The organism is Paenibacillus sp. FSL R5-0519 (assembly GCF_037974275.1).
GTDB lineage: Bacteria > Bacillota > Bacilli > Paenibacillales > Paenibacillaceae > Paenibacillus.
The window spans coordinates 3,905,622-3,926,287 of the sequence record NZ_CP150234.1; the positions used below are offsets into that span (position 1 = coordinate 3,905,622).

Consider the following 20,666-nt stretch of genomic DNA (forward strand, 5'->3'; position numbering starts at 1 on the left):
AGCTTCTCCCCTTCCCCGGTATGATGTGGTTACCCAGAGAACGACGCATGTTGTAAGCGGATTCACAGTGGTTAATCATGAAATCTTATCGATTCAGAAGGGAGGCACATGATGAAAAAACAGACCAAGCCCTTATACGGTCAGCAGAATACCACAGCCTACTTGTTTCTTCTGCCCTGGCTGATCGGACTCTTCTGTCTGACACTGGGACCGATGATTGCGTCCCTATACTTATCCATGACCAAATTCAATCTGCTGTCATCACCAACTTGGACTGGACTTAGCAACTATGTTCACATCTTTACCGAGGACGATACCTTTCGCAGGTCCCTCGGGCTGACATTTTATTATGTCTTTTTATCCGTTCCTCTAAGGCTTGCCTTTGCTCTACTGGTAGCAATGGCGTTGAACAAAGGAATTCGAGCCCTCGGCATCTACCGGACCGTATATTACATCCCTTCCCTCTTGGGCGGTAGCGTCGCAATCGCAATCGTCTGGCGTCAACTCTTTGAGGGGAACGGACTGGTCAACCAGTTTCTAAGCTGGTTTGGCATCTCTGGTCCGTCCTGGATTGCACATCCGGATTATGTGGTTTATACCATCATCACGCTATCCGTGTGGCAATTTGGGTCTGCCATGGTCATCTTTCTTGCGGGTCTGAAACAGATCCCGGCAGACTTGTATGAAGCTTCCGATGTCGATGGAGCGGGAAAGATACGTCAATTTTTCGGAATCACCCTGCCCATGCTCTCCCCCGTTATCTTTTTTAACCTGATCATGAGCATGATCAATTCATTCCAAGCGTTTACACCCGCTTACGTGATCGGAGATGGCCGCGGGGGTCCACTCGACGCAACAATGTTCTATACCTTGTACCTGTATCTGAAAGGTTTCTCGTTCTTTGATATGGGTTATGCTTCGGCTCTGGCTTGGATCATGTTGGTCATTATCGGCGTATTCACCGCAATCGTCTTTGTTACATCCCGATTTTGGGTGTTCTACGGGGATAATCAGGAGGGTAGGTAATGCATATGCCAATCAAACGACAACTGGTTCAGGCCGGGAGGCATGCCGCCATTATACTTTTCGGTCTGCTGATGTTATATCCTGTAATATGGTTAATTCTCAGTTCGTTTAAACCGAACCATCTCATTTTCACCAGTGGCAGTCTTTTCCCAACCAGCTTCACGCTGGAGCACTATATTAATGGCTGGAAAGGTCTGCAGGGCATCTCCTTTGGCCGTTTCTTCAGTAACTCCGTGCTGATCTCGGTCATGAGTGTGCTGGGTAATGTGATCTCCTGTTCCCTTGCAGCCTTTGCTTTCTCCAGATTGAAGTTCAGATTCAAAGGCCTGTGGTTCAGCATGATGTTGATTACAATTATGTTGCCTTACCATGTTACTCTGGTGCCCCAGTACATTCTCTATAATGAGCTCCAATGGATTAATACGTATTTCCCGCTGATTCTGCCCAAGTGGCTCGCGCAGGATTCCTTCTTCATCTTGCTCATGGTTCAATTCATACGCGGTATACCGCGGGAGCTGGACGAGAGTGCAACCATTGACGGTTGCGGGCAATCACAGATTTTTTTCAGAATCGTAGTGCCTCTGCTCGTTCCGGCACTGATTACAACAGCGATCTTCACCTTCCTGTGGAGCTGGGATGACTTTTTCAGCCAGATGATCTATCTGAGCAAAATTGATCTGTTCACCGTGCAGCTGGGCATCCGGTCTCTCTTTGACCCCTCAGGACAATCCGATTGGGGCGCATTGCTCGCCATGTCTACCCTGTCACTGCTTCCCGTGACCATCATCTTTTTACTGTTTCAGCGATATTTCCTTGAAGGCATTGCGACAACAGGTCTGAAGTAACAACACGTTTCTCATTATCCATAGTCAGGGGGATTCACCATGTTCAAACGTTTCATGATCGGTATAATCACTTCACTTTTGTTATTCGTAACAGCTTGCTCTGGAACAGACCATACAGGTGCTACTAATAATACAGGCGATGGTAATAACACTGGAACTACTGAGGGCGGACAGGTCGAACTTCGCATCATGTGGTGGGGTGACCAGAAACGGGCAGACATTACGAATGAAGCCCTGAAGATCTTTCATGCAAAACATCCAGATATTAAAATTTCAGGTGAATTTGCACCCTCCTCTGGATATTTCGACAAGCTGAATACCCAATTGGCATCAGGCACAGCACCGGATATCTTTTTCCTCGGTGGAAATGTCGTTGATTATGCCCAAAAAGATGTCCTGCTTAACCTGGACCCATATGTTGGCAACGAACTGAATCTCGACGGTATGGATGAAACGATGATCGAATACGGACGTCTCGACGGGAAGTTGCAACATATCTCTGCCGGTGCGAACGCACGGGGAATTGTTGTTAACAAGGCACTCTTTGAGAAAGCCGGCGTGCCTTTGCCAGCTTCGGATTGGGACTGGGCGGACTATGCCACCATCAGCAAGGCGTTATCCGACAAACTCGGGGACGGCTTCTATGGAACCTATAATTTCACCGTCGACGGGATGGATATTTTTCTCAAACAAAGGGGTAAACAACTATATGACATGAAAAACGGTACACTCGGATTCGCCAAAGAAGACATTCTGGAATGGTTCCAGTATTGGGAGAAGACTTCGGCATCCGGCGGTGTAGTCACACCGGAATTGCAGGTTTCCAACCCGCATGATGATACCAGTAAATCCCTGTTGATCACAGGCAAAGCAGCCATGACACTCCTGCCTTCCAACCAGCTCGCTGCATTCCAGAGTTTGACGGAAGATCCTCTGGTCTTGCTCCCTGTACCACGAGGCCCTAAAGGAACGGGCGTTGTATTTGAATCCAGTCAGGGATTATCAGGTTACGCGAGTACCAAACATCCGAAGGAAGTGGCAATGTTAATGGACTTCTGGATTCATGATCCGGAAGCAGCCAAAATCCTCGGTAATGACCGCGGCGTGCCTGTTACGGAAGCCAATCGTACTCTTCTTCAGGAAGGTGCAGGCCCTGTGGAAGAGATTGTCTATAACTATACAAATCTTGTCTCAGAAGCTACGAAGACTGAACCTTTTGACGTAAGCTACAACCCGCCGGGATTTGCAGAGTTCTCCAAATTAGCTCAGACGACGAATCAGGAGATCGGATTTGGACGAAAAAGTGTGGAGCAGGCTGTCTCCGACTTCTATAACGGGACCGTTCGCATCTTTGAGTCGAATCAATAAGCAGAAGCTGTGAGGAGGAACATATGACAGAAGAGATACTGAATCGTCTACGCAACATGTCGATCATGGATCAAGTCCAGCCTGTTAAACCGGAAGATCAGCAGTTATTACAGGAATGGCATGCGTCGGGTGTCCGGTTTGCAGCATCGGGCGGACGAATGGAAGCTACGTATTATGCAGCAGTGCAAAAATTGCTTGCTTGCATCCTGCCCATGGGAGACAGCAATCCCATTTTACAAGAAGGCGGCATCTATCTGGGATGTTGGTTAGAGAGCACAGGTACCATCAATGCGGAGCTGCTGTCTCGCCTGCTGCCTTCCGTATCCGAAACAACGTACCTCGCATTAGCCGAGCAGCAAAGAGATGATGGATTGCTTCCGTATAAACTCACGGCAACCGGGCCTTCTTTCCGGCAAATTCAGTTGGTCACTCCACTGGCACGCAGTGTGTGGAACCACTATCAGCTTCATGACAATCATGGCAAGCAGTCACTTTTCCTGAATACCATGTACAAGGCTATGGTTCGTTACGATGAATGGATTGCACGAAACCGTAATACACGAGGAACCGGCTGTGTAGAGGCCTTCAGTACGTTTGACACCGGACATGACTTATCCCCCCGATTCTGGCATGTTCCGGATACACCTTATATGAATGATGCTTCTGCCTACCACCCGGATTCTCCGATTCTGCCCTTTCTGGCACCGGATCTGACTGCTAATATTTATTGTCAGCGCATGTATCTATCCCGCATAGCTGAGGAGCTGGGGGAGTCGGGAACGGATTGGAAAGCCAAAGCCGAGTCCAGCCTGGAAAGTCTCTTTCGTTATTGTTACGACGAACAGGATATGTTCTTCTATGATCGGGATCGCAATGACGAATTCGTCAGAGTGCAATCCGATGTGCTGCTCCGCGTGATGGCCTGCGAGGTGGGCAACCGTGAATTGTTCGATAACCTACTACGGCGGTACCTGTTGAATACAAGCAAGTTTTTCGCTAAATACCCGTTTACATCGATCTCAATGGATGATCCCCGATTCGATCCGTTTTCCTCCTATAACAGCTGGGGAGGCGCATCCAATTTTCTGAGTCTAATCCGGGCACCACACGCATTTGAGTATCATCATCGATATGTGGAGCTAACTTGGGTTATGCAGCCTATCTTGTCTGCTCTGTCCAAAGATAAGCGTTTTGGTCAGGTACTCAGCCCATGGACCGGAGAACAAGGTTTCACCGAGACATACTCACCTTCCATCCTCTGTCTCCTTGATTATGTCGAGCGATTATGCGGAATTATGCCTGTTGGATCGAATCAGCTCTGGTTTACCGGGCTGCTCCCCATCGATATGGATCATGGTGAGGTCGTATCTGGCAACACGGCTTATAGCCGTAAGGTCTGTGGAATAGGATATGAATTGGTGAACACCCCGGATCGCATGACCGTATATAAGGAGGGCAATGTTCATCTGGACGGCCCGTCAGGAATTCGCCTTGTAACCGACTGTAGTGGACATCTGGAAGCCGTCATCGGAATGACCGTTCGCACCGTCGAGGGAGAGCTTTTCTACCAAGGAGAATGCATCCCAATTCGGATCAAAGGAAATGAAATGCAGCGTTACGTTGACGGAGGGTTCAGAACCGAGCGCGATATTGGCATCATCCATCCTGCGTATCGTTAATTGTTGTTATGCAAAAAGCGCAAGTTGCGGAGGCATACTGCCCTGCACTTGCGCTCTTGTATTTCTTTATTTCTACACCTTCCGGTTCCACGCCGGGTGACGATAAAATTCAATCGTATCAATATAATTTACCGTGAACTGCTGTTCCACATCCGACAGGTTTAACAGTTTGCGGTCGATTTGCTTCATCCCCATGACCACATCATGCCTTAACAGGTCCATCGCAATTTTGCCTACAAACCCGCCTTCCATCTCCTTATGCTTGGCACGGAACTCTTCATTGTAGATCAGTTCAGGTGTGAATGCCGCTTCAACGAATGCATTAACGAGCGTAAGCTCATTACCATCCATCTGTACTGCCAGATAATAATTGCCACGCTCATCCTGAATGAGGTCTTTATACATCTCTACGATCAATTAAATCACTCCTCTATTATAAAATGAAACCCCGTTAGCCGTAACGAACATGGGCTATCAAACGTACACCTTCCTACCCCGTGCCTTCATATACTAGGTACAAATGGCGAACGGAGGAATTCTTATGAGCTGGCAGCATCTCCATACTGGAAAAACACTTCAGCAGCGTCTGGCAGAACTCCAGGGGCACCTTGCAGAACTGAATACACCACTCTCCGGGTTGGAACCGGGACGTATTCGTCGTGTCTACCCAAGGCAGTTTATCAAAGTAAACCGTCAAATATTCATTCCACTTAGTCTGAATTCCATTCGGGTATTCGATATTCCTCGTACACGGCGAGGCGTCAGAGTCGGAATCCGTACGACTTTCCCTTCCTGGAATGCATTTAACAATATTAGACTGGTGGGCGTAGGACTGGATTATCTTGAACTCCAGGGAACAGGCAGAGTCCCTTCCCGTATTCTATTCCCTCTCTCCAGCGTCGAGTCGATCTATCGGCCAACTACCGGAAGAAAAAAACTTAAACGGCCTTGTAGTCGGAAGTAAAGCTGGTTCTTTTCGCAAGCCATACAATGGTTCCAGAATGTCTGCATACCAGTGCTCCCTTCCAATATTTCATTATAACCCATGCAACCACTTCTCTGCTGAAGAATCATTTTATGTCAAAAAGCGGTGAGCACAGAACTGCTTCTGTATCTCACCGCTCAGCCAGTTACGGATCAAACTGATCCTTCACATGTGTACATCAGATGCCTGTCCATACATCCTTGGCATAACGACCTTCCTGCTGAAGCTGATCAAGCCAATCTGCTGCTTCCTGCGCGGATTTGCCATGAATTTCAGCGTATGCCTGCTGGAGTGTAGCTTCCACATCAGGTGCCATCTTGCTGCCATCACCGCAGATATACAGATGCGCACCCTTTTCAAGTAAAGGAATCAGATGCCGGGCATCGTCTCTCATCAGATGCTGTACATAACATTTCTCTTCCCCGTTCACTCGGGAGAACGCCGTATGAAGCTCGACAAGTCCTTCTTGCTGGGCTGCTTCCAATTCATTTTTGTATAGATAATCATGCTCGGGATTCCGACATCCAAAGTACAGATGTGCTTCGCCAAGCTCTTGACCTTGTTCCTTCAACACATGTCTTGCTTGTATAAAACCACGGAATGGGGCAACGCCTGTACCCGGCCCTACCATGATGACGGGAACCTGTGTATCTTCCGGCAGTTGGAAACCGGATTCCGGTGTCCGCGTGAATATGACGATCTCGTCACCCGGTTTCAGGTTAGCCAGATAGTTGGACGCAATGCCTTTATATTCTCCCTGTCCACTCCATGCCGGAGCACGCACCACACTCACCGTAATACTCGCTTGATCGGGCAGAACACGCGGTGAACTGGAGATCGAATAATATCTGGCTTTCAGTGAAGGCAGTAATTCAAGGAAGCGCTCGAACGGCAGTTCACATGCCTCATATTTCACCAGATAATCCAGCATGGAGATCCGTTTATTCCGAACTTCATCTATATACACAGATTCATCAAGCAGCGCTTCAAGCTCCTTCTTATGCGGTGGACATACCGTGTATGCTGCCATTTCTCTGAGCTGAGCACGAGTTGCGGCTTCTTGGAGCTCAACGCTGTGGCTAAGCAGGTCATACAGGTTAACCGGTTGATGCAGCGGCAGATGTGCGGCACTCCGTCCAGATGCATCTAGAACCAGATGCTCCGTACCGGTAAACCCGTATCGACGAAGGACTCGTTCTACAAGTTCCGGTGGATTTTGTGGCAGAATGCCCAGATGATCCCCTTCCTTGTAGGTGATGCCTTCAGGCAATTTGATCTCGAGGTGACGTGTACTCCGTTCACTGCCCGCGTCGTGAAGCTCTCTGTTCTCGAGCACTTCTGCCACATGGGCATCATACGTATCCGCAAGCGGTGTTACGGCGAGCCCACTGACAAACTGTACAGATAGTGAGCTGCGTTCGCTATTGGAACTTGTGTTCAGTTTCAGTCCCATTGTTCGTGCAAGATCCGGCCATAATTGCTCCGTCCAATCTCCCACCTGTTTCTCAAAATCTCCGCTTGCATCGGACTCACCCAGCGGTGATAACCGCTCTGCTCCTCTGGAAGATAACTGTTCATCGATTAGACGCGGAATACGCTGATAGGTACTGGCCCAGTTGTGGTCACCGCATCCAAGAACGGCGAAACGCACCCCTTTGAATTCATTGGCATCCGCGTGTTCAATCCACTCGACAAACATCTTCGCATTACTTGGCGGCTGACCGTTATAGGATGCACTGACAATAATGACGACCCCATCCTTCGGCAGTTGGCCAACACGATCATCAAGCGCAGCGACCTCACTCCGGAAACCCTGGTATCTAGCGGTATCGGCAATCTCACGTGCTATGCCTTCCGCCGTCCCCAGATTGGAACCGTATAGAACAAGCATCGGTGTGTGGTGAGCATTCGCAGCATCCGGTTCAGTTCTTTTGGCAACTGGCTTCGGTTCTTCGACCGCTACACCTGGAACGGCCATGACGGGCTGGCCTCCGCGCGCCCGTACCCGAATGGTGAAGTTATCCGGTTTGAGCGTCAGCGTTTCTTTCACCTTTAATTGATAATCGGAATGATCGATGAAGTCAAAATGCTTGAGCACCATGCCCAGCACCAGCGTTGCTTCCTGAAGTGCAAACTGCTGACCAATGCAGGCCCTTTGACCATTACCGAAAGGTTTGTAGGCATCATGCGGCACTTTGCTCGGATCTTCGAACCGTTCCGGGCGGAAATCCTCTACGTCATCTCCCCATGCTTCGCGGTCGCGATGCAGCTTGGGAATCAGTACACTGACACTGTCGCCTTTTTGCAAAGGATATTGACCCGCAAGTACCGTGTCCTCTTTGGCATACAGGGAAAATGCCGGGGCCGTCGGCCATAACCGCAAGGCTTCGTTCAAAACCATGCGAACGTACTTCAGATTGCGAACCTGGTTGTACGTTGGAACCGGATCTTTCAGAATCTGATCCACTTCTGCTTGGGCCTTAGCCAGTGTATCCGGGTTCTTCATCAGATAATAGACGGCGAAGGATAATAGACCACTTGTGGTCTCATGTCCAGCAATCAGGAACGTAATAATCTGATAACGGATGTTCTCATCATCCAGTGTTTCTCCCGTTTCCGGGTCCTTGCCGCTGAGCATGTGGGACAATAGATCGTCCGCGCCTTCCTGCGGTTTCTCTTTGCGCTCGGCAATAATGTGATCCACCAAAGAGAACATGGAACGGATGTCCTGTTCAAACTGTTTCTTTTTGGTGATCATCAGCTTGTCTTGCAGACGCAGTCGCTGCAATGAACTCATGGATTCGTCCAGTGCACGAACCATGCTTGTAATGAATGGATGTGGTTCTTCCCGGTAAAAGCTGTTAAACCGATAGTTGAACCCACAGAGTCCAATCGTATCAAGTGTAAGACGTGTCATATCATCCGGAACGTTAACCGTCTCATCCGGATTCAATCGTGACCATTTCTGAACCAGCTGTACAGCCAGATCAATCATTTTGTTGTGATATCCCTGCATGGCACGTTGACTGAAACTTGGCAGCAGTACGTTATGAGCTTTTTTCCAATTCGGCTCCTCGGTCCAACTCGTGAATAGTCCATCTCCTGCAAAAGCACGAACCTTGGCAAGGGGTGCCCATACACGTTTGTCAAACTTGGATTCATCCGTTACCTCGGCGACCAGTTCGTGACCTGAAATATACAATTCACTTCGTCCGGGATACTCCATACGAAAGATCGGTCCGTATTCTTCAGCCAGTTTCACCAGGGATTGCACCGGCTCTTCAAAGTTCAATTGCGGCAAATTGCCCAGCGGGCCAAATGTTTTCGGTTGGGGCACTGAAATTGGTGGCATGACGCTCACTCCTTCTTTCCAAGTTAAGAGTTTTGACAACTAAAAAATAATGACTTGATTCCATACGGAATTGCAATTCACCATCGGATCACACTTCACGTTAAATCATCAGATTCAAGTTATTTTTTGCACAATTTGATATTTCATCCAGATAACTGTTAAACCAAAAAAAGAACTGACTGACCGAAACGGTATATTGGTCATTTTTGATGAAAAAAAATGGATGCACTCGTTATCTCCTTTTACCCTAACATTTCCAGTTCCAATCTTCAACCGTCCCAAAGTCATAGGACCTCAGGACAGGAATTACATTATAACTAGGAATTCTTCAACAGAATCTGGATCGCCGGCTCTATCTCCAATGGAGCCACTGTCGTTTCATAACGGCCATGGACGTTCCCACTGCGGTCAATCAGGAATTTGGTGAAATTCCATTTGATCCCGTTCCCTTGATACAATTCGGGATGCTTCTCTTTCACAAAAGTATCCATCCACTGTCCTTCTTGGGTATCCAGATCATAGCCTTGAAACGGCGCTTTTTCAGTCAGGTAATGGAATAAAGGATGCATCGATTGCCCAATGATCTCAACCTTCTCCAAGATCGGAAAGGATACCTGAAATTCACGCCTGCAATACTGGGCTACCTCAGCGCTACTGCCAGGTTCTTTCTCGTTAAACTGGTTACATGGGAATGCCAGAATCTCCAGCCCCTGTTCACGATATTTCTTATACATCTGCTGAAGTTCACTGAATTGCCGGGAGTAGTTACACCGACTTGCTGTATTCACAATAAGCAGCACTTTCCCTTTAAAAGCAGACAAATCACCCGCGTGGCCATCCATAAACGGAACCTGATAAGAAAATATACTCATTCACAACGCCTCCTCTTTCTCTCTCATATCTCACATGAATTCTCTCTTGAGAAGAATTATACACCCACCCTATTAATAGGTGAAATATATAATAAGTATATGATTGATAGCTTTTAACTATAAAAATTCAACAAAAAAACTGTCCTCAGCAGCCACGTGCTACATCTTGGACAGTCTTCCAAATCATGTTGTGCCATCACGTTCAACTCACCGTTAACCCATAATCAAACCATATACAATACCTGGTCCGTGTACGCCAATGGTCAGATCATTTTCAATATCGGACGATCGGCTTGGGCCTGAAATAAAGTGGATACCTGCAGGGAGATTCTCTCTTCCCACCTCGTCAAATCGATCAAGCGTTTCACCCAGTCTGGTGTACAGCTGATCTACTGGAATAATGATGATAAGTACCGTAGGCAGCAGACTGACGGAACGACCTTTTTCCGGTGAAGAAAGTACAGTAACCGAGCCTGTGTATGCAGTTGCATAATCCGCCATGACCACACCAATATCGGCCTCAGCTGCCCGAGCCTTCCAGTTCTCATCCGCTTGACTATTCCAGACGGAGATCTGTACCTCCGGTAACTGTTCTTCCAATCCGAGATCTTTTAGCGCCTGTTCATTCTGACGAATGATATATCTGGCACTCAGTTCATGAGATTTGTTAGCAATGAATTGAGATACTTCTTCCATGTTCTTAACCCGGGCAATGTGTGCGCCTACACTTACAAAGTTATCCGTAAATGCTTGAATACGCTTCTCTTCATCCCATTCCATTTCCGTCCAAAAGTCGGGTGCTCCCCGAAAGGGTTGGGTAGGCGCTTGGCGTTGCCTTGGTCTTCTCAATTTCGAAGCAATGTCATTCATGAACTGCTCCTGTTTCTCAATGGACTTCTTCTCCAATTGTGCAAGCCATTGCTGATGTTCAGTGACCATGCTTCTTCCCCTCCCCTTCTTCTCGTTCACGAATAATCTGCTCCATACGGCTGCGAACGGAAGAATCCATGGCTTGTTGCTTCTCGTTCAGTTCCTGATCCAGCTTGTTCCATTGTTGCCGGAAGGATTTCTTGGCGAGACTTGGCGCAACCCGATAATTGTTCCAGCCTTTAAGTGGACCTAGCCTGAGAGAAATGCCGTTGTTGCGCACAACTGCCTTCTGCCCGATCTGTCCCAGACGTATGGCCGCACTGAAGCGTTTGGAATTGGAAACAACGGCAGCAAAGCCCTTCATGCCCATGCTCTCCATTTTGTTGCCATGACCGTCTTCCACTTTACGCCTGCGTAGATAAACAAGCATATCATGTAGCGGAATTTTAACTGGACATGCTTCATAACAGGCTCCACACAGACTCGAAGCACCCGCAATATCATTCCATTCATCAATGTTGCCATTGAGTGCAGGTGTCAATACCGCTCCAATCGGTCCGCTATAGGTTCCACCATAGGCATGGCCCCCAATATGACGATATACCGGGCAAGCATTTAAACAAGCACCACAGCGTATACAATTCAGCAGTTCTTGAAACTCGGGATCACCGAGTTGAAGGGATCGACCGTTATCCACGATAATAATGTGCATTTCATCCGGTCCATCCGCATCCGCTGTACGGCGAGGACCTGTGATGCCTGACATATACATCGTCAGTTTCTGACCTGTTGCAGAGCGTGGCAACAAGGTTGCCATGACCTCCAGATCCGTCCACGACGGGATGATCCGCTCCATGCCCATCAGTGTAATCTGCGTTTTGGGAACAGTGGATACCATACGGGCATTACCTTCATTTTCGAACAAAACCATGGAACCTGTCTCTGCAATCGCAAAATTACAGCCCGTCATGCCGATATCCGCCTCAAGGAATTTCTCGCGCAGCTTTTTGCGAACAAACCCGGCGAGTACCGTCGTATCCGGCTCCAGAATTTCACCAGCTTCCTTCGATAACAACTCTGCAATCTGATAGCGGTTCTTATGGATGGCTGGAATGACAATATGAGAGGGGGCTTCGCCTGCTAACTGAATAATGTATTCACCCAGATCAGTCTCAATCGCTTCAATGCCAGCTGACTCCAGTACATGATTCAGATGTACTTCCTCCGACACCATCGATTTGGATTTTACCACCGTAGACGCCTGCTTGTGAGCCGCAATATCGAGTGCAATCGCCGCTGCTTCCACCGATGTATCTGCAAAATGAATATGAACCCCGTTCGCACGGGCGTTATTCACAAATTCATTCAGATAATAATCCAGGTGCGCAATGGTATGCAGACGAATCTGACGTCCACGTTCTCGCCATTCATCCCAGTTTCCATGTTCTTCTGAGGCGGACTTCTTCCCGTTACGCAATCGTTCTGTCGTGAATTTGACCGCTTTACGCAGAAAATCATCATTCAAGGCCAGCCCGGCACGTTCTTTGACCGTCGTATCCATAACTCCCGGTTGACTCATCCTGTTTGCACCCCCTCATACAGTAGTTCCGCCAGATGCATCACACGCACCGGTTCATTCCGATAACGCAGATTACCTGCGATATTCATCAGACAGGCCATGTCCAGCCCCACCAGTACTTCGGCTTGGGTCTCTTTGACATGATCAACCTTCTCCGTCACCATCGCTCCTGAAATATCGGACATTTTGATGGCAAACGTTCCCCCGAACCCGCAGCAATCCTCAGCAAACGGCAGGGGAACCAATTCCAGTCCCTTTACTTGGGATAGTAATGCCATCGGCTCATCTTTTACACCCAACAGACGACTACCGTGGCAGGATGGATGATAGGTTACTTTGTGTGGAAAATGTGCGCCCAGATCGGTTATCCCGAGTACCTGAACGAGGAATTGAGTGAATTCATAAGCTTTGGCTTCCAATCGCTTGGCCTTCTCCAACCACACCGGTTCATCCGCGAACAGTTCGGGATAATGATGAATCATATATGTGCACGATCCGGATGGACAGATTACAAAATCACTGTCGTCAAATGCTTCAAGAATCGTCTTGGCCGCTACCCGAGTCTCATCCCAGTACCCGCTATTGTAGGAAGGCTGACCGCAGCAGGTCTGAACCGGCGGAAAATCCAACCGAACGCCATGAGCGGCGAGCAATCTGACCATGGCCTCCCCCACTCGGGGATAGATGGCATCGCTGAGGCAGGTAATGAATAAGGAGACCTTCATAAGTACACGCTCCTATTAACTGATTAGTAAGTAGATGAATTGACTAAGAATATTAATGAACACTCCGATGACAGAATAACCTTCCGATCGCTGTTTAAACTGTGATAATCTCGATGTCGTATCCTCTCAAACGGTCTGTCTGTTCAGCCTCCAATGGCTGATCGGTAACGATCGTATGGACTGCATCTAATCCGGATACCCGAGCAAAAGCACGGACACCAAATTTACTGGCATCGGCAAGTAAGATGATCTGATCGGATATGCCAACCATTCTTTGCTTCAGCCTTGCCTGAAGTTCATTGGATTCACTGATTCCGCCGCCTTCAAGATGTACGCCTTTGCAGGACAAAAACAATTTGTCCACATGATACGTCTCCAGAGAACGCTCCGCGAGTGGCCCTACAAAAGATAACGAGCGAGATGCCAACTGGCCTCCCGTTGAGATGACCTCAACCTTGTCACGACTGCTAAGTTCAGTCGCTACCTGAATGGAATTAGTCAAGACGGTCAGCGGAAAATCAGGCATGTTTGCTGCCATATAACCTGCCGTTGTGCTGGCATCCAACAGAATGCGATCACCCGGATTAATCATCGCCAGAGCCGCTTGTGCAATCCGTTTCTTCTCTTCCGTATGGGTTGTCTCCCTGATCCGATAAGGGATCTCGGGCTGATCTTCCTTCACACTCACGGCACCACCGTGAGAGCGACGCAGTCGTCCTGCCTGTTCCAAACGATCCAGATCTCGCCGGATGGTTTCCTCCGTCACCCGGCAGCGTTCACTAAGCTCCGATACACGCATACTGCCCTTAACATTCACCATCTCCACAATCCGGTCATACCGCTCGGCTGCCAACATGTTTACATCTCACTCCCCGCTTGTGAAGTGGATGAAGCCGTCACACGCAAAAATCTGCCGTAAGCCTCTTCCCAGATTGATCTGTCCTGCGGCTCATACGCAGTTACAGTAAATGAATCACGAATGGCCTTGCGAGCTTCCCAGATATCCTTAAACGCTCCGCTCGCCATCCATTGCACAACCATATTCCCGATAGCACTTCCCTCTGCCGGACCCGCCCATACCGGCTTGCCAATGGAATTCGCAGTCCACTGACATAACAGGCGGTTTTGGATACCTCCACCGACCATATGCAATCCGTTGAACGACTGTCCCGATAATTGTTCCGTCCATCCCAGAACTCTTCTATACTTCAATGCAAGACTCTCCAGAATTGCCCGGGCAATAGCCCCCTGATCCTCTGGTATCACTTGCCCTGTATCATGGCAATACTGGCGTATTCGGGTTGTCATATCTCCTGCTGGCATGAACAGTTCATCATCCGGATCAAATAAACTGGCAAATGGAGGTGCCTGCTCCGCCTTTGCCAATAACGCACTGTAGCTAATTTCCTGCCCCTGACGCTCCCACTCCCGCATGCTTTCCTGCAAAATCCACAGACCCATAATGTTCTTGAGCAGACGGAATGTTCCGCCCGCCCCGCCTTCATTCGTGAAGTTCAATGCCAGACTCTCGGTACTGATCGCAGGATGATCTATCTCGGTACCCATCAGGGACCAGGTTCCACAGCTCAGGTAAGCAAATGAACGTTCCGTTGCAGGAACAGCCACAACGGCTGAACCCGTATCATGCTCCGCAACGGCGATCACAGGGATAGAAGAAAGACCAAGGTCGTTACAGATGCTGCTGCGCAACTGTCCAACACGGGTGCCTGGCATCACCGCTTCACCGAAGAGTTTCTCCGAAATGCGAATATGCTTCAGCAACTCACCGTCCCATTGACCCTGTGAGGGATTATACAATTGTGTTGTCGTAGCATTGGTGAACTCATTCACGGCTTCTCCCGTCAGAAAGTATCGAAGCAAATCCGGAATCATGAGAAACCGCTCTGCTTCATGAAGAAGCGGAGAACCGCTACGTTGAAGGGTTGCCAACTGATACAGGGTATTAAAGCTAAGAAACTGAATCCCTGTACGTTCAAAGATTCGCTGAGAGCTCAACTCTTGGCGTACCTGATCCATCATGCCGTTAAACTGTGTATCACGGTAATGATACGGGTTACCCAGCAGCTCACCATTACTGCCAAGCAAACCAAAATCAACGCCCCAGGAATCGATCCCCAGGCTCTCCGGCTTTTCTCCCTGCTGTTTCACAAGAGTAAGCCCTTGCAACAATTCATGATGCAATCGCAGAATATCCCAGTGCATCCGCACGCCAACCTTCACGGGTTCATTCTTGAACCGATGAATTTCGCTTGTTTCGATCCCATGATCATTCAGATGCCCCAGTAGCGCTCTCCCGCTGCCAGCCCCCAAATCATAAGCCAGAACACTCACCGCGCTTCACCAACCTTTCGAGCCAATTCTATTTCCATACGATATCTCTTGATTCAGTCCGCACTCTGTACTTTATTCTGTATTTATTGTTTGTTTGTTTTTGTTTAATACTGTTTTACTTTATTTTACGAGTATATCACCATTGTAAGCGTTTGAATACCCTTCGATTTTTCTTTCTTTTGGGCATACCAAAAACGACTCTCTCCCAAGTAGGAGGAGCCGTATTTCTATTTTCACGTATAAAACTGGCCTTTGTTAACGCCCGACTGGGGCTGCACATCTCTCTCAAAATGCTTGAATCGTGTCCCCTGATACGTCAGCATCCCTCGATCATGTTCAGCCAACATGCCATAATGGTTTCCACCAACAATCAGTTCAATGCGCTCGCCATTGTCGAATTCAAATGTAACATAATACCGGGTCGTCGCACTGCTATCCCCGCTACCACCTGAGACTTCCGTTCGTTTCGCCACCACCGCTGAATGCAGGGTTAACAAGGCCGCAGCGTTATTCGAGGACCACGTGCGTACCCCTGAAATGATGGCATATACAATCACACCCGCAACAATAAGAAATACGGCACCAATAAAAATGGAAACAAACGCACCCATGGCACCAAACTCATTCAATCCCGAAAAGAAACCACCCTGATTGCCTTCAAAACCCGGTACTCCACTCATGTCGTCAAACACACCAAAGCCGTCCACGCTTAATTGGCCCATCGATGAGGACACGCTCGTTAACGCCATTCATCATCGTCCTTTCCCCTTGCAAAATAAGATGCACCGCCCCACGCAAGGAGGGCGGTGCATACAGACAGCCCGTTCTGCCTTGTCCGTATACTATATGAACCAGATCAGGAATACAGACGTTCAAGTTCGTCGACCAGACTGCCGACATAAGCAACTGCAGAGCGAATCGGCTCGGGTCCGGACATATCGACACCTGCAAGCTTCATTAACTCCTGCGGAGTGAGACTTCCACCAGCTTTGAGTGCTTCGAGCCAGCGATCTACCGCAGGCTGCCCTTCTTCCCGAATCTGCTGTGCTGCCGCTGTGGAAGCGGTCAAACCTGCCGCATAGGTATATGGATATAGACCCATATAATAATGAGGTTGTCTCATCCACGTGAGCTTGGCCCCTTCATCAATTACCAGATCAGGTCCCCAGAATTCGGAAAGGATGTCTCCTTTGAGCTGACTTAACGTCTTCGCCGTAATGGGCTCATCATTAGTTGCGCGTGCATACACCCTGCGCTGCAATTCACCTTCCAGCAGATGTGTAACGAAGTTATGGTAATACGTGTTCAGCAGTTGCAAAATGACCCAACGACGCATTCTCGGATTATCGGAACGTTTCAATAGATGATCTGCCAGCAGCATTTCATTCATGGTCGATGGTGCCTCAATGAAATACAGTGATGGCCTTGTATTCGTGAGCCGTTGGTAACGTCCCGCAAGCATGAAGTGGCCTGCATGTCCCACTTCATGGGCAAGTGTAAATGCTCCGCGCATATTGTTCGCCCAAGAAATTAAGATATAGGAGTGCGAACCATATATAGAAGAGCAAAATGCCCCTGTGGATTTGCCTGCATTATCTGCGTAATCCACCCAGCGATCGCGAAATGCGCGCTCTACGATCTCGCCATACTCCGGCCCAAGCACATCAAGCGCTTCTCGAATGAGTGTGCACGCCTCATCATATGTAATGGCAGGACTAAATTCAGGATCAAGCGGGGCCTTCAGATCACAGAACATCAGCTTGTCCAGACCCAGCTCACGTTTCTTGAGAGCCGCCAGTCTGCGCATATGTGGTGCGAGTTCCTGCTGGATAATATCCAGAATATTATTGTACATCTCTTTGCTCACTTGCTGTGGGCTAAGAAGCATATCTGTAACATCGTCATAACCCCGCAGCCTGGATAACACAACTTGTTTCTTCACCTCGGTTGCATAACCTTCTGCGAACGTATTTTTGTAATCATTCAATGTTGAGCTGAATGCAGCATAAGCAGAACGGCGCAGCTTGGTATCGGACGACATCTCATAATTATTTTCATAGAATGACCAGGACAGTGGACGATTATTGTCCTCTCCATCGAGAGCATCGTCAAACGTCATGTCTGCCAGTTTACCGCGCAGATAGATACGGTATGGCGAATCCAGTACCTCTCCGAGTGAAGCGAGTACCTTCTCGGTCTCTGGCGTAAGCCGATGTGCTTTTTCCCGAATCAAACGCTCCAAACTGCGCGCATACGGCTCCAATCCCGGAAGTTCTTGGATATAACGCTCTACCGTTCCATCCGGAAGTTCAACGATCTCCGAATTAACAAAAGACAAGGATGACGACAGATTCGATAGGATATCTCCTGCTTTAGCTGAATTCTCTATGTTCACCGGATTGGTGCTGTCCTCTGACTGCTTCAAGCGGGCATAAGAAGCCGTCTTGCCGATGCGTTCCTGCAAAGCTTCACGAGCATCCAGACAAGCCAGCAATTGTTCAGCGCCTTCGCCCAGACGTCCTTTGAACGTTTCGATCTGGGCAGCAGCCTCAGGAAGTGATCGAAGTTCCTGCTCCCACTCTACATCGGTTACAAACAAATCTCTCAGATCCCATGTGGTTTCCTGATCTACCTCAGCACGTGTACGTATTTTTTCCATCTTTAGTTGTCATCCTCCTTGCATTTTCCAATATATCTCATCGTATCATAATCGGTTTATGTATACATGACATCTGCAAATAATGAGACTTTTGGTTCAGGGGAGTATAGATTGGACTAAAGATTATTCACACTTACCACTCCGATGACAGAACAACCTTCCGATCGCTGTTATCCCCTAATTTTTTGATTCAATTTTATAAAGGTGAAAATCTGGTGATAAAGGCGAACGCTCCGCTTCTTAAAAGCTATTTCTGCCCACTGCGTTTGGAGTAAACTATTGATCCACTGACCAAAATTTAAAAGTAACTAAAAACCGCTGGTTATGGAAAAATCCATTTAACCAGCGGTTTGTTCAAAATATAACTATTTAGCTTTCTTTCCAGATTACATTTTCACCGTAATTTTTACCCCAGTTATACATTGCGTGCAGCACAGGCATCAGGCTCTGACCGTGATCTGTCAACGTATATTCCACCCGAGGCGGAACCTCTGCATAGACCTTACGCTCAATCAATTTATCTTCCTCCAGCTCACGCAGCTGGTTGGTCAGCATCTTCTGGGTAATATGAGGGATTAGGCGTTTCAGTTCACTGAAACGTTTGGTGCCTTCCAGACCCAAATGCCACAATATAATCAATTTCCATTTGCCACCGATCACCGCAAGGGTCAATTCCTTCTCACAGTTGATTTCTTTCAGATTAATCCGTTCCTTGACTTCGGCTGCCATGGCTCCGAGCCCCCTCATCTTCACTCTTATATCGCGTATATTACGCATATCACGGGAATACTTCACATAAGGTAAGCTTTCCGCTCCATGCATGATGTAATAAGTACATTCATTCGATACAGCTATCTATTAATTCTACTACAGCCTGGTCGGGATGCAAAGTTTAAGTGAAAATTACGGATAAATCTAAACAAATGAATGCCTATGCATCGCAGAAAAGACCAGAACCCTTCATAATCAAAGGATTCCGGTCTTCCATCTATTTACTATTCCAGGTTGGCGTGGCGGCCAAACATATCCGCTCCGGTCATACCCTTCATTTCCATCATCGTAAGGATCAGAGCATCCATGCCGATTAACAGTCCCTGTTCAAACAGCGAGCCCATTGGCTGGATGGTTACTTCCGCTCCGGAAGTCGCTGTGTCCTCTTTGGCTGAAGCCGGGAGACGCACTACCGTAGTTGCCAATTTCCCAATTGTGGATTCTGGCTTGATCGTAATCAATCCAACAAGTGCGCCCGCCTGACTAGCCTTCTGAGCCATCGCTACGAGACTGCCTGTCTCTCCTGAGCCAGAGCACAGCAAGAGGAAGTCCTTCGAGCTGATCCCGGGTGTAACGGTCTCGCCCACCACATATACACGAAGCCCCATCTGCATCAGTCTCATGGCAAAAGCCTTTCCCATTAATCCTGACCGGCCTGCTCCTGCTACAAAAATCTGTTCTGCAGCCAGAATATGTTCAGCCATCGCTTGCATCTCTGCATCATCGATCTGGCTTAACGTGCGTTCCAGCTCCTTCAAGATATCCGCTGCATATTGTGTTTTGCTCATCTGCTTACCCTTGTTTAACAAGACGTTGCATTTCAGCTGCAACTGCTGCTTTGTCTGCTTGTCCTGTGATACCGCCACCTACAATAACCAGATCCGGTTGTGCTTTGATTACTTCTGGCAATGTTTCCAGCTTGATTCCACCAGCGACAGCCGTTTTAGCATTTTTCACAGCAGCTTTGATCGTTTGCAAATCTTCGAACGGGCTTTGTCCTTCAGCTTGCAGGTCATAACCTGTGTGTACACAGATGTAATCTACGCCAAGCGCATCAATTTCACGAGCACGTTGTTCAAGATTAGGCACGTTGATCATGTCTACAAGAACTTGTTTGTTTTGTTTCTTCGCTTCTGCTACTGCACCTTTAATCGTACTATCATTGGTTGCCCCAAGCACAGTGATCAGATCCGCACCAGCCTCAGCAGCTTTCATGATTTCATAACCACCAGCGTCCATGATTTTAAGGTCTGCAAGAACTTGCAGATTAGGGAATGCTTCTTTCATCGCTTTTACCGCGTGCAAACCTTCATTAATAACGATTGGTGTACCAATCTCAACGATATCAATATATTGTTCAACCTCTTTAACCAGTGCGATACCTTCAGGGATGTTTACCAAGTCGAGTGCCAATTGCAATTTCATCATTTATTTCTCCTTTGTTGTTCAAATATGAGCCGTTCCTGTAAAAATAATAATTAGATATTTAGCCTGCACCAATTTGTCTGTAGAGATGCATGCAGGGTTTGTTTTGGCTACCCACTCATTGTAGACCCTGACTATCCATTCAGGAAGTACGCACT

18 protein-coding genes are annotated in these 20,666 nt (G+C 48.1%); 5 read left to right on the top strand and 13 right to left on the bottom strand.

What is annotated here, in order from left to right:
* Positions 1 to 111: 111 nt before the first annotated feature.
* From MKY73_RS17370 to MKY73_RS17385, 4 genes are read left to right on the top strand one after another with little or no spacing between them, the layout of a single operon-like run.
* Entirely contained in the window at positions 112 to 1,026 is a 915-nt protein-coding gene (locus tag MKY73_RS17370) for a sugar ABC transporter permease (RefSeq protein ID WP_091016954.1), read from the top strand.
* Positions 1,027 to 1,031: 5 nt separating this feature from the next.
* The gene (locus MKY73_RS17375) at positions 1,032 to 1,871 is read left to right on the top strand and encodes a carbohydrate ABC transporter permease (RefSeq protein WP_339308648.1); all 840 of its coding nucleotides are present in this window, start codon (positions 1,032 to 1,034) and stop codon (positions 1,869 to 1,871) included.
* A 39-nt stretch (positions 1,872 to 1,910) separates the two neighbouring features.
* Positions 1,911 to 3,239 carry an extracellular solute-binding protein gene (locus tag MKY73_RS17380; protein ID WP_339302811.1) on the top strand — a complete coding sequence of 443 codons (1,329 nt, stop codon included), beginning with the start codon at positions 1,911 to 1,913 and terminating at the stop codon, positions 3,237 to 3,239.
* A 23-nt stretch (positions 3,240 to 3,262) separates the two neighbouring features.
* The gene (locus tag MKY73_RS17385; RefSeq protein ID WP_339302812.1) at positions 3,263 to 4,918 is read left to right on the top strand and encodes a hypothetical protein; all 1,656 of its coding nucleotides are present in this window, start codon (positions 3,263 to 3,265) and stop codon (positions 4,916 to 4,918) included.
* A gap of 72 nt (positions 4,919 to 4,990) precedes the next feature.
* Here the strand turns inward: MKY73_RS17385 and MKY73_RS17390 are convergent, their stop codons facing one another.
* Complete coding sequence (locus MKY73_RS17390) at positions 4,991 to 5,335, bottom strand: hypothetical protein (RefSeq protein WP_289392176.1); 345 nt, start codon at positions 5,333 to 5,335, stop codon at positions 4,991 to 4,993.
* 124 nt (positions 5,336 to 5,459) lie between these two features.
* Between MKY73_RS17390 and MKY73_RS17395 the strand changes: the two genes are divergently transcribed.
* Positions 5,460 to 5,882, top strand: a complete 423-nt coding sequence (locus MKY73_RS17395; RefSeq protein ID WP_339302813.1) for a hypothetical protein — start codon at positions 5,460 to 5,462, stop codon at positions 5,880 to 5,882.
* A 199-nt stretch (positions 5,883 to 6,081) separates the two neighbouring features.
* On the opposite strand, the gene MKY73_RS17400 is transcribed toward MKY73_RS17395, so the two are convergent.
* From MKY73_RS17400 to hxlA, 12 genes are all read right to left on the bottom strand, one after another.
* Positions 6,082 to 9,255 (bottom strand): bifunctional cytochrome P450/NADPH--P450 reductase, encoded by a 3,174-nt coding sequence (locus tag MKY73_RS17400; RefSeq protein ID WP_339302815.1) that lies wholly within the window; start codon positions 9,253 to 9,255, stop codon positions 6,082 to 6,084.
* A gap of 317 nt (positions 9,256 to 9,572) precedes the next feature.
* The gene (locus tag MKY73_RS17405) at positions 9,573 to 10,127 is read right to left on the bottom strand and encodes a glutathione peroxidase (RefSeq protein WP_339302816.1); all 555 of its coding nucleotides are present in this window, start codon (positions 10,125 to 10,127) and stop codon (positions 9,573 to 9,575) included.
* A 213-nt stretch (positions 10,128 to 10,340) separates the two neighbouring features.
* Positions 10,341 to 11,066 carry an LUD domain-containing protein gene (locus MKY73_RS17410; protein ID WP_339302817.1) on the bottom strand — a complete coding sequence of 242 codons (726 nt, stop codon included), beginning with the start codon at positions 11,064 to 11,066 and terminating at the stop codon, positions 10,341 to 10,343.
* Positions 11,056 to 12,576, bottom strand: a complete 1,521-nt coding sequence (locus tag MKY73_RS17415) for a LutB/LldF family L-lactate oxidation iron-sulfur protein (RefSeq protein WP_339302818.1) — start codon at positions 12,574 to 12,576, stop codon at positions 11,056 to 11,058. Before MKY73_RS17415 ends, MKY73_RS17410 begins: the two co-directional genes overlap by 11 nt.
* On the bottom strand, positions 12,573 to 13,301 hold the full coding sequence (locus tag MKY73_RS17420; protein WP_339302819.1) for a (Fe-S)-binding protein: 729 nt from the start codon (positions 13,299 to 13,301) through the stop codon (positions 12,573 to 12,575). Before MKY73_RS17420 ends, MKY73_RS17415 begins: the two co-directional genes overlap by 4 nt.
* Positions 13,302 to 13,395: 94 nt before the next feature.
* The gene (locus tag MKY73_RS17425; RefSeq protein WP_339302820.1) at positions 13,396 to 14,157 is read right to left on the bottom strand and encodes a DeoR/GlpR family DNA-binding transcription regulator; all 762 of its coding nucleotides are present in this window, start codon (positions 14,155 to 14,157) and stop codon (positions 13,396 to 13,398) included.
* 2 nt (positions 14,158 to 14,159) lie between these two features.
* The gene (locus MKY73_RS17430) at positions 14,160 to 15,653 is read right to left on the bottom strand and encodes a rhamnulokinase family protein (protein WP_339302821.1); all 1,494 of its coding nucleotides are present in this window, start codon (positions 15,651 to 15,653) and stop codon (positions 14,160 to 14,162) included.
* 233 nt (positions 15,654 to 15,886) lie between these two features.
* Entirely contained in the window at positions 15,887 to 16,402 is a 516-nt protein-coding gene (locus tag MKY73_RS17435; protein WP_339302822.1) for a DUF2500 domain-containing protein, read from the bottom strand.
* Between the two features lie 107 nt (positions 16,403 to 16,509).
* Positions 16,510 to 18,312 carry an oligoendopeptidase F gene (pepF, locus tag MKY73_RS17440; protein WP_339302823.1) on the bottom strand — a complete coding sequence of 601 codons (1,803 nt, stop codon included), beginning with the start codon at positions 18,310 to 18,312 and terminating at the stop codon, positions 16,510 to 16,512.
* Between the two features lie 369 nt (positions 18,313 to 18,681).
* Positions 18,682 to 19,041, bottom strand: coding sequence for a helix-turn-helix domain-containing protein (locus MKY73_RS17445; RefSeq protein WP_062833989.1), 360 nt, complete (start codon positions 19,039 to 19,041; stop codon positions 18,682 to 18,684).
* A 266-nt stretch (positions 19,042 to 19,307) separates the two neighbouring features.
* A complete protein-coding gene (gene hxlB, locus MKY73_RS17450) occupies positions 19,308 to 19,871 on the bottom strand; it encodes a 6-phospho-3-hexuloisomerase (RefSeq protein WP_339302824.1) in 564 nt (187 codons plus the stop codon).
* Positions 19,872 to 19,875: 4 nt separating this feature from the next.
* Positions 19,876 to 20,508 (bottom strand): 3-hexulose-6-phosphate synthase, encoded by a 633-nt coding sequence (hxlA, locus tag MKY73_RS17455; protein ID WP_036670570.1) that lies wholly within the window; start codon positions 20,506 to 20,508, stop codon positions 19,876 to 19,878.
* Between the last annotated feature and the right edge of the window lie 158 nt (positions 20,509 to 20,666).